The following is an 11,435-nucleotide window of genomic DNA, read 5'->3' on the forward strand; positions in this document are numbered from 1 at the left end:
CGCCCCGGCCAAGCGGGGCGCCCAAATGCGTGGGGATGGATTTTAACCCAGCGCTAAAGGGATGAAAATCATGGGTTTTTCGCCGTCGACCGCAGCGCTCGGCAAGTCCCGGGGCCAGTGGCAATCGCTTCAGGCCTGGTCATCGATATGGCCGGTGGCAGCGTCCAGCGCGTCGCCCTTGATCAATTCGTCGGCCGCCGTTCCGAGCGCGGCCAGTTCGGCCGCCATCTCGCGGGCATCCTGAAAGACCCGCTGAGCACCGGAAAATTCGCCGATCGCTCCGGCCTCGATCTCGGCCATTTCCTGTTGCAGGCTGCGCTGGCGGTCGCCTTCGATACCCTCCAGCGACTCGACCCGCCGTACCTGTTGGCCGGCGACATGACGAGCCCGCTCCCGGGACTCCTGGGAGAGGCGCTGCGTGGTCGATTCGAGGCGGTTCAGTTTCATTGACGGGCTCCTCAACCCGTCAACGGCACTTTGCCGCCCCGGCTTTAATTACAGCGCGCCGAACACTTTCTTCAGCAGATCGCTGCCAGCCCCGACCGGGTTGGCGCGCAGTTTTTTCTCTTCCTCGGCGATCATCAGAAATAGTCCATCCATCGCCTTTTGCGTGACATAGCCGTCGAGGTCGGCGTCCTTCTGGTCGATCAGGCCACTGCTCGCCGCCTTGCCGGCAAAGCTGTTGTACTGCTCGGCCAGTTGCAGCTTCTTGGTCGAGGCTTTGACGATGGGCATGAACTTGGCGGTCAGCTGCTCGGTCGAGGTGCGCTTGAAGTATTGCGTCACGCTGTCCTCACCACCGGTCAAGATGCCCTTGGCGTCCTGCACGCTCATCTTCTTGATCGAGTCGGTGAGAATCGGCTTGGCTTCGGCCACCGCCTGCTCGGCGGCGTGGTTCATCGTTTCGATCAACTGGTCGGCCTGCTTGCCAAGACCGAACATGCGCAGGCCGCTCTCGGCTTTTTGCAGATACCCGGGCAGCGGAATCTTCACCTTGCTGTTGCCGAGGAAGCCGCCCTCCTTGCCCAGCGAGGCGACCGCGTAATCCGCCCCCTTGGCCAGCGCTTCCTTGACGCCGGCGCTGGCATCACCGGTCGAAATGGCGTCCAGCCCGGCGGCGTGGACGAGTCCGGCGGTCAACAGCAGAAAAAGGGCAAAAAGCGGAGCGAGCAGGCGGCGCATGGTGTTCTCCTGAAAATCAGACGATATCGAGGTGACCGATGCCGGTGGTCAGGTCGCGGTCCTTGGACTCCTTGCCGTGCAGCTTGATCTGCAGGCGCAAATCGTTCAGCGAGTCGGCATTGCGCAGCGCATCTTCGTAGGTAATCCGGCCGCCCTCATAGTGATCGAACAGCGCCTGGTCGAAAGTCTGCATGCCGAGTTCGCGCGACTTCTTCATGATTTCCTTGATCTCATGCACCTCGCCCTTGAAGATCAGGTCGGAGATCAGCGGCGAATTGAGCATCACTTCGATGGCGGCAACCCGTCCCTTGCCGTCCTTCTTCGGAATCAGGCGCTGCGAGACCATACCGCGCAGGTTCAGCGAGAGGTCCATCAGCAATTGCTGGCGGCGCTCTTCCGGGAAGAAGTTGATGATGCGGTCGATCGCCTGGTTGGCGCTGTTGGCGTGCAGCGTCGCCAGACAGAGGTGGCCGGTTTCGGCGAAGGCGATGGCGTAGTCCATCGTGTCGCGGTCGCGGATTTCGCCCATCAGGATGACGTCCGGCGCCTGGCGCAGCGTGTTGCGCAGCGCCGGGCCCCAGTCGTCTGTATCGACCCCGACTTCGCGCTGCGTGATGATGCAGTTCTTGTGTTCGTGCACATATTCGATCGGGTCTTCGATCGTGATGATGTGGCCGTAGGAGTTCTCGTTGCGGTAATCGACCACCGAAGCCAGCGACGTCGTCTTGCCGGTGCCGGTGCCGCCGACGAAGATGACCAGGCCACGCTTGGTCATCGCGATATCCTTGATCACCGGCGGCAGGCCGAGTTCATCGATCTTCGGGATGCTCATGTTGATCGTCCGGCAGACGACGCCCATGCGGCCCTGCTGGACGAAGGCATTGACGCGGAAGCGGCCGATGCTGGCCGGCGAGATGGCAAAGTTGCACTCCTTGGTCGCCTCGAACTCGGCGGCCTGGCGGTCGTTCATGATCGAACGGGCCAGTTCGGCGGTGTGCTGTGAAGTCAGCACCTGGTTGGAGACTGGCGTGATCTTGCCGTCAATCTTGATCGCCGGCGGAAAACCGGCGGTGATGAACAGGTCCGACCCTTTTTTCTGCGCCATCAGGCGCAGCAGGTCGTGCATGAATTTCATTGCCTGGTCGCGTTCCATATCTTCCCCTCGCTTATATTTGACCGGCGAATCAGGCCGGGAAGGCATCCTTGTTGGCGGCCTTGTTGCGCGCTTCGGCGCTCGACACCAGATTGCGGCGGACCATGTCGAGCAGGTTCTGGTCGAGCGTCTGCATGCCGACATTCTGGCCGGTCTGGATCGCCGAATACATCTGTGCGATCTTGTTTTCGCGGATCAGATTGCGGATGGCCGGCGTGCCGATCATGATTTCATGCGCTGCGCAGCGCCCCTGGCCATCCTTGGTCTTCAGCAGGGTCTGCGAGATAACGGCGCGCAGCGATTCGGACAGCATCGAACGGACCATTTCCTTTTCCGCCGCCGGGAAGACGTCGACGATCCGGTCCACGGTCTTCGCCGCCGACGAGGTGTGCAGCGTGCCAAACACCAGGTGGCCGGTTTCGGCCGCGGTGAGCGCCAGGCGGATGGTTTCGAGGTCGCGCATTTCGCCGACGAGGATGACGTCCGGGTCTTCGCGCAGGGCCGAGCGCAGCGCGTTGGAGAAGGACAGCGTGTGCGGCCCGACTTCGCGCTGGTTGATCAGGCACTTCTTGGCTTCATGGACGAATTCGATCGGGTCTTCGACGGTCAGGATGTGGCCGTAATCGTTTTCGTTGATGTGATTGACCATCGCCGCCAGCGTCGTCGACTTGCCGGAACCGGTCGGCCCGGTGACCAGCACTATGCCGCGCGGGTATTCGGAAATGTCCTTGAAGATTTTCGGGCAGTTCAGTTCTTCCAGCGTCAGCACCTTCGACGGAATGGTCCGGAATACGGCACCGGCGCCACGCTGCTGGTTGAAGGCATTGACCCGGAAACGCGCCAGGTTGGGAATTTCAAACGAAAAGTCGCATTCCAGCGTTTCTTCATAAACCTTGCGCTGGCCGTCGTTCATGATGTCGTACACCATGCCATGCACATCCTTGTGCTCCATCGCCGGCAGGTTGATGCGGCGCACGTCGCCATGGACGCGGATCATCGGCGGCAGGCCGGATGAAAGATGGAGGTCGGAGGCCTTGTTCTTGACGCTAAAGGCCAGCAGTTCGGTGATGTCCATGCGGGGATCGTCCTTGAAGCGCGTTTGGCGCGTGTATACTGGAAACAGACGTGATTCCAATGGATTATGAGCGCAATCGCCACCAACCTGCAAGCTGTCCGGACGCGCATCAGCACTGCCGCCAAGGCCGCCGGACGCCCCCCGGAAAGCATCGCCCTGCTCGCGGTCAGCAAGACCTGGCCGCTGTCATCCGTTATTGACGCAGCCACCGCCGGGCAGCGCGCTTTTGGCGAGAATTACGTGCAGGAAGGCGTGGACAAGGCGAGTGCCACGGTCGACCGCGATCTGGACTGGCATTTCATCGGCCCGCTGCAAAGCAACAAGACGCGGCCGGTCGCCGAGCATTTCGCCTGGGTGCATTCGATCGACCGCCTGAAAATCGCCGAACGCCTGTCGGCCCAACGGCCGGCCGACCTACCGCCACTCCAGGTCTGCGTCCAGGTCAATGTCTCCGGCGAAACGAGCAAGAGCGGCTGCCAGCCCGCTGAAGCGCTCGCCCTGTGCCAGGCAGTCGCCGCCCTGCCCAGGCTGACCCTGCGCGGCCTGATGGCGATTCCCGAACCGGTCGATGATGAAGCCGGCCAACGAGCGCCTTTCCGCCAATTGCGGGAAATATTCGAAACGATCCGGGCGGCCGGTTTGCCGCTCGATACTTTATCGATGGGCATGTCCCACGATCTTGAAGCTGCCATTGCCGAAGGCGCGACCATCGTCCGCATCGGCACGGCCATTTTTGGTGAAAGAAACTACGCATGAAAATTACCTTCCTCGGCGGCGGCAACATGGCCAACGCGCTGATCGGCGGCATGTTGAAACAGGGCTTTGCGGCGACCGACATCACCGTCATCGATCCCGGCAGCGAGGCGCGGGACAAGCTCAGCCAGAGTTATGCGGTGAACTGCCTGGAATCGGCCGAAATGCTGGTCAGCGTCGGCGACCTGCTGGTCCTCGCGGTCAAGCCGCAGCAAATGAAGGAGGCCGTCGCCCCGCTCGCCGCCAAGCTCGGCCGTGCCGTCGTCGTCAGCATCGCGGCCGGCCTTGATCTGGAAACCCTGTCCCGATTCCTCGGCGGCCATCGCAAGATCGTCCGCTGCATGCCGAACACGCCAGCCCTGATCGGCGCCGGCATCACCGGCCTCTGCCCCTTGCCGGAAGTCAGCGACAGCGAACGCGCCGCCGCCGACCGCGTGCTGCGCGCCGTCGGCACCACGGTGTGGATCGCCGACGAAGGCAAGATGGACGGCGTCACCGCCCTTTCCGGCAGCGGCCCGGCCTATGTCTTCCTGTTCATCGAAGCGCTGCAGCAGGCCGCCGCCGACCTCGGCTTCACCGCTGAGCAAGGGCGCCTACTGGCCATCGAAACGGTACAGGGCGCCGCCGCCCTCGCCGCGCAATCAAGCGAGCCGGCCGCGGTGCTGCGCGAGCGCGTCACCTCCAAGGGCGGCACCACCGAAGCGGCACTGCGTACGATGGCCGAACAGGGCGTCAAGGAAGGCATCGTCGCCGGCGTCAAAGCCGCCGAAGCGCGCGGCCGCGAACTCGGCAAACTGCTGGGCGCCGCCTGATGCAAGCCCTCGTTTTCCTGGTCGATGCCGTCGTCAGCTTTTTCTGCACGCTGTTCCTGCTCCGTTTCATGATGCAGGCGATGCGCGTTTCCTTTGCCGGGCAGATTGGCGACTTTGTCGTCAAACTGACCAACTGGGCGGTCAAGCCGCTGCGCCAGGTCATTCCCGGCCTCGGCGGCTTCGACTGGGCCAGCCTGCTCGCTGCCCTTGCCCTGCAACTGCTGCTCTCGGCGCTGCTGGTCGGCATTTCCGGCCAGGTGATCAGCGCCGATGCCGGCACCATTGCGCTGATGGCGGGCTGGTTCGCCATTCGCACCCTGCTCCGGCTGGCGGTCTATATCCTGATCGGCGCGCTGATCCTGCAGGCGGTGCTGTCCTGGATCAATCCCTACTCGCCATTGTCGGCGCCGGCCCACCAACTGACCCGGCCGCTGCTCGACCCGATTCGGCGCATCGTGCCGGCGATTTCCGGCATCGACCTGTCGCCGCTGGTCGCCATCCTGCTGCTGCAGGCCGTGCTGATGTTCCTGTGAGCATTTGGTGGCGACTGGCGGCCGACGGCCGCATCACGCTGACCCTGCACATCCAGCCCGGCGCCAAGAAGACGGAAATCGCCGGGCTGCATGGCGAGGCGCTAAAAATCCGGCTGGCGGCGCCGCCGGTCGATGGCAAGGCCAACGAGGCCCTGCTCAAATTCGTCGCCGAAACGCTGCATCTGCCGAAATCGGCGGTCAGCCTGAAGAGCGGCCAAAGCTCGCGACACAAAGTGCTGGAGATCGTCGGCACGACGCCGGTCGCGGTGGCCGAGCTGGCGCCCAAATGAAAACGGCGGGCAAGCCCGCCGTCAGCCAGCCGTTGGTAGCGCTTACTTTTTTGCCGTCTTGGCCGGTGCACCGCCGGCCTCACCGACCGTCAGTTCCGGCCGAAGTTTGGCGACGCTCTTCTCGCCGAAGCCCTTGACCCCCTTCAAGTCATCGACCGACTTGAACGGTCCGTTTTTCGTCCGGTAATCGACGATCGCCTTGGCCTTGCTCGGGCCGATGCCCTTGACGGCATCCAGCTCGTCGACGCTGGCGGTATTCAGATTGACGGCGGCAAACGCCATGCTGATGCAGGACAGCAGGGCAACAATCAGTGCCAGGAAACTTTTCATCGGGACTTCCTCCTGTTTAGGAAAATCATCAATCGCTCGGAACAAAAACGCCAGGGCACGAACCCTGGCGCAAAATATTCTAAACGAATATGACGATTACGTTAATCAGGAAGCATCCCGGCTCAGCGGCTGAACACGACGCGGCCGCCGACCAGCGTTGAACGGACCTGACCAGTCATCATGTAGCCTTGCCAGGGCGAATTCTTGCCCCGGCTCTTCAAGGCTTCCGGCGTCAGTTGCCAGGTCGCCTGCGGGTCGAAAATGCAGACATCGGCCGTCGCTCCGAGCGCCAGATGGCCACTTTCCAGACCGAGAATTTCGGCCGGCCCGCAAGTGATACGGGCAATGGCGTCGAGCAGCGATACCTTGGCCGTCTCGGCCCATTTCAGGGTCAGCGGCAGCAACACTTCGAGGCCGGTGGCGCCCGGCTTGGCTTCGCCGAAGGGCAGTAGCTTGTCGTCGGCCCCAACCGGCGTGTGGTCGGAGCAAATGGCGGCCAGGCCACTGACGGCTGCGGTCGACAGCGCCAGACGGTCATTTTGCGCGCGCAAGGGCGGGCAGAAACGGGCATGCGGATTGAAGAAACCGATGTCGTTTTCGGTGAGCAGCAGGTGATGGACGCCAACGTCGCAAGTGACCGGCAGGCCATCGTGCTGGGCGCGCTGGATCAGGGCCATGCCGGCCGCCGAGGAAATCCGGGTCAGATGGACGCGGCAGCCGGTATCGCGCACCAATTGGACAATGGTGGCAATGGCGATGGTTTCGGCGGCGACCGGAATGCCGGCCAGCCCAAGCCGGCTGGCGACTTCGCCCTCATGCGCGATGCCGTTGCGCGACAGCCAGTAATCCTGTGGCTGCAGCCAGACGGCAAAGTCGAAGGTGGCGGCGTATTCCATGGCGCGCAGCAGCGCTTCGGTATCGATTACCGGCTTGTTGGCTTGCGAGAAGGCGACGCAACCGGCTTTCTTCAATCCAGCCAGTTCGGCCAGACGCTCGCCCTTCAGGCCCAGGGTCAGCGCACCGAGCGGCAGCACGCGCGCCTTGCCGATTTCCTCACCGCGATGGACCAGACGGTCGGCCAGTTCCGGCTCGTCGAGCGGCGGATCGGCATCCGGCGGCACGACAACCGAAGTGACGCCGCCGGCGACGGCAGCCGCCAGTTCGGCTTCGATCGAGTTCAGGCGGGCGCCGAGGTCGATCAGGCCGGGGCAGACGACGCAGCCGGCGGCATCGATGACTTTGTCGGCAACGAAGCCGGCCGGCGCTTGGCCGAGGCCGGCGATCTTGCCAGCGGCGATGTAGAGCGAGGCATTGCTGCGGTCGACGCCGTTTTTCGGGTCAATTACGCGGCCATTTTCAATAACGATATTCATCAATCAGTTCCCCGCAACGATGCTCATGACCGCCATCCGGACAGCGATCCCGAAGGTGACCTGGGGCAGGATCACGGCCTGCGAGCCATCGGCCACCGCCGAGTGGATCTCGACGCCGCGGTTCATTGGCCCCGGGTGCATGACGATGGCGTCCGGCTTGGCCAGTGCCAGCTTCTGCGGCGTCAGGCCGTAGTGGCGGAAGTACTCGCCGGCCGAGGGCAGCAGGGCGCCGGTCATCCGTTCGTTCTGCAGGCGCAGCATGATGATCACGTCGACATCCTTGAGGCCTTCGTTCATGTCGTGGAAGACATGCACGCCGAGCTTGTCGAGATGCTTGGGCAACAACGTTTCCGGCCCGATGGCGCGGACTTCCGGGACGCCGAGCGTGGTCAGGGCGTGGATGTCGGAACGGGCGACGCGCGAATGCAGGATGTCGCCGACGATGGCGACGCGCAGTTGCGTGAAGTCCTTCTTGTAATGGCGGATGGTGTACATGTCGAGCAGGCCCTGCGTCGGGTGGGCATGGCGCCCGTCGCCGGCATTGACGACATGCACGTCGTCGCGGCCGATGCGCTGCAGATGCTCGGCAATCAGGTAAGGCGCGCCGCTCGAAGCGTGGCGCACAACAAACAGGTTGGCGTGCATGGCGCACAGGTTGTCGATGGTATCAAGCAGGGTTTCGCCCTTGCTGGCCGACGACTTGTTGATGTCGAGATTGATCACGTCGGCACTCAAACGCTTGGCGGCGATCTCGAAGGTGGTGCGGGTCCGCGTCGAATTCTCGAAGAACAGGTTGAAGACACTCTTGCCGCGCAGCAGCGGCACTTTCTTGACTTCGCGGGCCGAGACTTCCATGAAGGAGGCGGCGGTGTCGAGAATCTGCGTCAGGATGCGCTGCGGCAAGCCTTCAACGGAGAGCAGGTGGATCAGCTCACCATCCTTATTCAACTGCGGGTTATGCATTTTCCAGCCTCCAGGCAAGTTGACCGTCATCCTGCTTGCCGAGCACCAGGCTCTGGCCTGCGCCCAGATCGACATCCCAGACACCGTAGGTGGCGCCGATCGGCAACTCGCGGCCGCCACGGTCGGCGAGCACGGCGAGATCGACCGCGGCCGGCCGACCATAGTCGAACAACTCGTTGATCGCCGCCCGGGTAGTGCGCCCGGTATAAAGCACGTCATCGACCAGGATGATGTGGCGGCCTTCGACATCGAACGGGATGACAGTCGGCTTGACCTGCGGATGCAGGCCTTTTTCAGCGAAATCGTCGCGGTAGAAAGAAACGTCGATCAGGCCGATCTCCTCGGACAGACCAAGCAGTTCCTGCAGGCGTTCGGCGATCCAGGCGCCGCCGCTATAGATGCCGACCAGCGCCGGCTTGCGGTGCAGTTGCGGGCGAATGAGATCGGCCAGTTGCCGGCATTGCGCTTCGGCATCGGGCAGAGGATTAGTCAGGGGTGACATGGTGCGGGCTTTCGAACCAGGTTTGAAGAATGAGCTGGGCCGCCACGGCATCGAGCAGCGGCTTGGCGCTCCTGCTGTTGCGACCGGTTTCGCGGAGCCGGGCCTCGGCGTCGAGCGAGGTCATCCGCTCGTCGGCAAAGCCGACCGGCAGATTGAAGCGGCGTTTCAGGCGTTCAGCGAACTTGGTCGCCAGCCGGGTCATCTCGTGCGGCGTGCCGTCGGCATGGGTCGGCAGGCCGACGACCAGTTGCACCGGTTGCCATTCGGCAACCAGCCTGCCGATGGCGGCGAAGCGGTCGTCGTTCGATTCGGCGCGAATCACCGTCAGCGGATGGGCAGTGCCGAGCAGGGTTTCGCCGGTCGCCACGCCAATCCGCTTCTCGCCGAAATCAAAGGCCAGCACGGTGCCGTCAGGCATGCCCGGCCACGTCGGAAAGCTGGGTGAAGCTGATGCCGAGCTTCTGCATCGCCGCCGGCAAACGCTCTTCGGGCGGCAGATCGAAGAGGATTTCGGCCTTGGCCGGCACGGTCAGCCATGAATTCTGGGCCAGTTCGTTTTCCAGCTGGCCGGCCTCCCAGCCGGCATAGCCGAGGGTGACCAGGATTTCGGCCGGCAAACCGGCACTGCCGACCGAGGTCAGCACATCGCGCGAACTGGTCAGGCCGACCTCGCTATTGACGGCCAGCGTCGATTGCCATTGGCCGAGCGGTCGATGCAGTACGAAGCCGCGATCAAGCTGGACCGGACCACCAAAATAGACCGGCAATCGGGCCATTTGCTCGGCTTCCAGCTTGATATCGATCTTTTCGAACAGGCCGGCCAGATTCATGTCGATCGGGCGATTGACGATAACGCCCAAGGCGCCGTTCTCGTTGTGTTCACAGATATAAACGAGCGCGTTGGAAAAATACGGATCCTCAAGCGCCGGCATGGCGATGAGGAAGTTATCGGTCAGATTGACGTTGTCCATAACTGGAATTTTAATCGCCGCCGGGGTACAAACCAACCATGAATGCAGAAAAAGCCCTCGTCTGGTTTCGCCGCGACCTGCGCGACCATGACCATGCCGCGCTCAGCGCCGCCCTGTTGGAAGCCAACGCCGTCTATTGTGCCTTTGTCTTCGATACCGACATTCTCGATGCCCTGCCCAACAAACAGGATCGCCGCGTCCATTTCATCCACGCCTCGCTGCTCGAACTAGATGCCGCGCTACGCGCCAGGGGCGGCGGCCTGATCGTTCGCCACGGCCGGGCCCAAACCGAGATTCCGCTATTGGCCAGGCAGCTGGGGGTCGCAGCGGTGATCACCAACCGCGACTACGAACCGGCCGCCAAGCAGCGCGACATGGAAGTGGCCGAAGCCCTGCGTGCCTCGGGCATCGCTTTTCACAGCCTGAAGGACCAGGCCATTTTCGACCGCGATGAAGTCCTGACCCAGGCCGGCAAACCCTTCTCGGTGTTCACGCCGTACAAAAATGCCTGGCTGAAGCGGTTGACCGCCGGCGACTATGCCGCCTATCCATGCCAAGGACAACTGGCCGGCAGTGAATTGGCCGGCGTGCCGAGCCTCGCCGCTCTCGGCTTTGCCAAAACCGATCTCGCCGCCCTCGGCATCCAGCCCGGCATGAGCGGCGCCCGTACGCTGTGGGACGAATTCCGCAGCGGCCGGATCAAGCGCTACGCGGCGCTGCGCGACTTTCCGGCGGTCAAGGGCGTCTCCTACCTGTCGGTGCATTTGCGCTTTGGCACCATTTCCATCCGCGAACTGGTCCGTACCGCCTGGAGCGACGAAGCAGAGACCTGGCTCAGCGAACTGATCTGGCGGGATTTTTACTTCATGATTCTCGACCGTTTCCCGCACGTGGTCGGCCATGCCTTCAAGCCGGAATACGATGCGATCCAGTGGGAAGACTGGCCGGAAGGCTTTGCCGCCTGGTGTGCCGGGCGCACCGGCTACCCGCTGGTCGACGCCGCGATGCGCCAACTCAGGCACAGCGGCTGGATGCACAACCGGCTACGCATGGTCGTCGCCTCCTTCCTGTGCAAGGATCTCGGCATTGACTGGCGACTCGGCGAGCAATACTTCGCCGAGCAACTAAACGACTTCGACCTGTCCGCCAACAACGGTGGCTGGCAATGGGCATCCTCCAGCGGCTGCGATGCGCAGCCTTATTTCCGGATCTTCAACCCGGTGACGCAATCGGAAAAATTCGACCCGGAAGGCAAGTTCATTCGCCGCTACGTACCGGAGCTGGCCAGAGTCGCCAACAAGTACATCCACGCCCCCTGGCTGATGGGTCGGGTCGAGCAGGAGGGGCTGGGCGTCGTCATCGGCCGCGACTATCCGGGACCTATTGTCGATCACGCCCAGGCTCGGGAAAAAACTCTGGCGCGCTACGTGGTGGTCAAAAAAGGCGGATAAAAAAAGGGGCTGCTACGCCCCCTTGTTCTCATATATCGATGTCGCCA

General features: G+C 62.8%; 15 protein-coding genes. 5 read left to right on the forward strand and 10 right to left on the reverse strand.

The genetic code is table 11. The features are described from left to right. Positions 1-129: 129 nt before the first annotated feature. The 4 genes from AT959_RS16525 to AT959_RS16540 are packed head-to-tail and all read right to left on the reverse strand — an operon-like array spanning position 130 to position 3,410. On the reverse strand, positions 130-447 hold the full coding sequence (locus tag AT959_RS16525) for a hypothetical protein (protein WP_066885400.1): 318 nt from the start codon (positions 445-447) through the stop codon (positions 130-132). Between the two features lie 48 nt (positions 448-495). Beyond that, a complete protein-coding gene (locus AT959_RS16530) occupies positions 496-1,182 on the reverse strand; it encodes a DUF4197 domain-containing protein (RefSeq protein WP_066885403.1) in 687 nt (228 codons plus the stop codon). A gap of 16 nt (positions 1,183-1,198) precedes the next feature. Next, a complete protein-coding gene (locus AT959_RS16535) occupies positions 1,199-2,335 on the reverse strand; it encodes a PilT/PilU family type 4a pilus ATPase (RefSeq protein ID WP_066885406.1) in 1,137 nt (378 codons plus the stop codon). Positions 2,336-2,366: 31 nt separating this feature from the next. Further along, on the reverse strand, positions 2,367-3,410 hold the full coding sequence (locus AT959_RS16540; RefSeq protein ID WP_066885409.1) for a type IV pilus twitching motility protein PilT: 1,044 nt from the start codon (positions 3,408-3,410) through the stop codon (positions 2,367-2,369). A 66-nt stretch (positions 3,411-3,476) separates the two neighbouring features. On the opposite strand from AT959_RS16540, the gene AT959_RS16545 reads away from it, so the two are divergent. From AT959_RS16545 to AT959_RS16560, 4 genes are read left to right on the forward strand one after another with little or no spacing between them, the layout of a single operon-like run. After that, complete coding sequence (locus AT959_RS16545) at positions 3,477-4,166, forward strand: YggS family pyridoxal phosphate-dependent enzyme (protein ID WP_066885412.1); 690 nt, start codon at positions 3,477-3,479, stop codon at positions 4,164-4,166. Beyond that, a complete protein-coding gene (proC, locus tag AT959_RS16550) occupies positions 4,163-4,975 on the forward strand; it encodes a pyrroline-5-carboxylate reductase (protein ID WP_066885415.1) in 813 nt (270 codons plus the stop codon). The genes AT959_RS16545 and proC overlap by 4 nt, the downstream gene beginning before the upstream one ends. Further along, complete coding sequence (locus AT959_RS16555) at positions 4,975-5,508, forward strand: YggT family protein (RefSeq protein WP_066885418.1); 534 nt, start codon at positions 4,975-4,977, stop codon at positions 5,506-5,508. The genes proC and AT959_RS16555 overlap by 1 nt, the downstream gene beginning before the upstream one ends. Next, positions 5,505-5,798, forward strand: coding sequence for a DUF167 domain-containing protein (locus AT959_RS16560; RefSeq protein WP_066885421.1), 294 nt, complete (start codon positions 5,505-5,507; stop codon positions 5,796-5,798). The genes AT959_RS16555 and AT959_RS16560 overlap by 4 nt, the downstream gene beginning before the upstream one ends. A 42-nt stretch (positions 5,799-5,840) precedes the next feature. On the opposite strand, the gene AT959_RS16565 is transcribed toward AT959_RS16560, so the two are convergent. The 6 genes from AT959_RS16565 to AT959_RS16590 all read right to left on the reverse strand — a co-directional run bounded on the left by AT959_RS16565 (position 5,841) and on the right by AT959_RS16590 (position 9,937). Continuing rightward, positions 5,841-6,128: a ComEA family DNA-binding protein gene (locus AT959_RS16565; RefSeq protein WP_066885424.1), complete on the reverse strand. Its 288-nt coding sequence runs from the start codon at positions 6,126-6,128 to the stop codon at positions 5,841-5,843. A gap of 122 nt (positions 6,129-6,250) precedes the next feature. Next, entirely contained in the window at positions 6,251-7,501 is a 1,251-nt protein-coding gene (locus AT959_RS16570; RefSeq protein WP_066885427.1) for a dihydroorotase, read from the reverse strand. Positions 7,502-7,504: 3 nt separating this feature from the next. Further along, positions 7,505-8,464: an aspartate carbamoyltransferase catalytic subunit gene (locus AT959_RS16575; RefSeq protein ID WP_066885430.1), complete on the reverse strand. Its 960-nt coding sequence runs from the start codon at positions 8,462-8,464 to the stop codon at positions 7,505-7,507. After that, a complete protein-coding gene (pyrR, locus tag AT959_RS16580) occupies positions 8,457-8,966 on the reverse strand; it encodes a bifunctional pyr operon transcriptional regulator/uracil phosphoribosyltransferase PyrR (protein ID WP_066885434.1) in 510 nt (169 codons plus the stop codon). Before pyrR ends, AT959_RS16575 begins: the two co-directional genes overlap by 8 nt. Beyond that, positions 8,950-9,384, reverse strand: a complete 435-nt coding sequence (ruvX, locus tag AT959_RS16585; protein WP_066885437.1) for a Holliday junction resolvase RuvX — start codon at positions 9,382-9,384, stop codon at positions 8,950-8,952. The genes pyrR and ruvX overlap by 17 nt, the downstream gene beginning before the upstream one ends. Next, entirely contained in the window at positions 9,377-9,937 is a 561-nt protein-coding gene (locus AT959_RS16590) for a YqgE/AlgH family protein (protein ID WP_066885440.1), read from the reverse strand. The genes ruvX and AT959_RS16590 overlap by 8 nt, the downstream gene beginning before the upstream one ends. A 38-nt stretch (positions 9,938-9,975) precedes the next feature. Between AT959_RS16590 and AT959_RS16595 the strand changes: the two genes are divergently transcribed. Beyond that, a complete protein-coding gene (locus tag AT959_RS16595) occupies positions 9,976-11,388 on the forward strand; it encodes a cryptochrome/photolyase family protein (protein ID WP_066885443.1) in 1,413 nt (470 codons plus the stop codon). Positions 11,389-11,435: the final 47 nt, after the last annotated feature.

It is taken from the genome of Dechloromonas denitrificans, assembly GCF_001551835.1.
Classification (GTDB): domain Bacteria; phylum Pseudomonadota; class Gammaproteobacteria; order Burkholderiales; family Rhodocyclaceae; genus Azonexus; species Azonexus denitrificans.

Coding starts and splice junctions, on each gene's coding strand:
- AT959_RS16530 (WP_066885403.1), bottom strand. CDS start 1,182: ATGCGCCGCCTGCTCGCTCCGCTTTTTGCCCTTTTTCTGCTGTTGACC.
- ruvX (WP_066885437.1), bottom strand. CDS start 9,384: ATGCCTGACGGCACCGTGCTGGCCTTTGATTTCGGCGAGAAGCGGATT.
- AT959_RS16570 (WP_066885427.1), bottom strand. CDS start 7,501: ATGAATATCGTTATTGAAAATGGCCGCGTAATTGACCCGAAAAACGGC.
- AT959_RS16545 (WP_066885412.1), top strand. CDS start 3,477: ATGAGCGCAATCGCCACCAACCTGCAAGCTGTCCGGACGCGCATCAGC.
- AT959_RS16595 (WP_066885443.1), top strand. CDS start 9,976: ATGAATGCAGAAAAAGCCCTCGTCTGGTTTCGCCGCGACCTGCGCGAC.
- AT959_RS16525 (WP_066885400.1), bottom strand. CDS start 447: ATGAAACTGAACCGCCTCGAATCGACCACGCAGCGCCTCTCCCAGGAG.
- proC (WP_066885415.1), top strand. CDS start 4,163: ATGAAAATTACCTTCCTCGGCGGCGGCAACATGGCCAACGCGCTGATC.
- AT959_RS16565 (WP_066885424.1), bottom strand. CDS start 6,128: ATGAAAAGTTTCCTGGCACTGATTGTTGCCCTGCTGTCCTGCATCAGC.
- AT959_RS16535 (WP_066885406.1), bottom strand. CDS start 2,335: ATGGAACGCGACCAGGCAATGAAATTCATGCACGACCTGCTGCGCCTG.
- pyrR (WP_066885434.1), bottom strand. CDS start 8,966: ATGTCACCCCTGACTAATCCTCTGCCCGATGCCGAAGCGCAATGCCGG.
- AT959_RS16555 (WP_066885418.1), top strand. CDS start 4,975: ATGCAAGCCCTCGTTTTCCTGGTCGATGCCGTCGTCAGCTTTTTCTGC.
- AT959_RS16590 (WP_066885440.1), bottom strand. CDS start 9,937: ATGGACAACGTCAATCTGACCGATAACTTCCTCATCGCCATGCCGGCG.
- AT959_RS16575 (WP_066885430.1), bottom strand. CDS start 8,464: ATGCATAACCCGCAGTTGAATAAGGATGGTGAGCTGATCCACCTGCTC.
- AT959_RS16540 (WP_066885409.1), bottom strand. CDS start 3,410: ATGGACATCACCGAACTGCTGGCCTTTAGCGTCAAGAACAAGGCCTCC.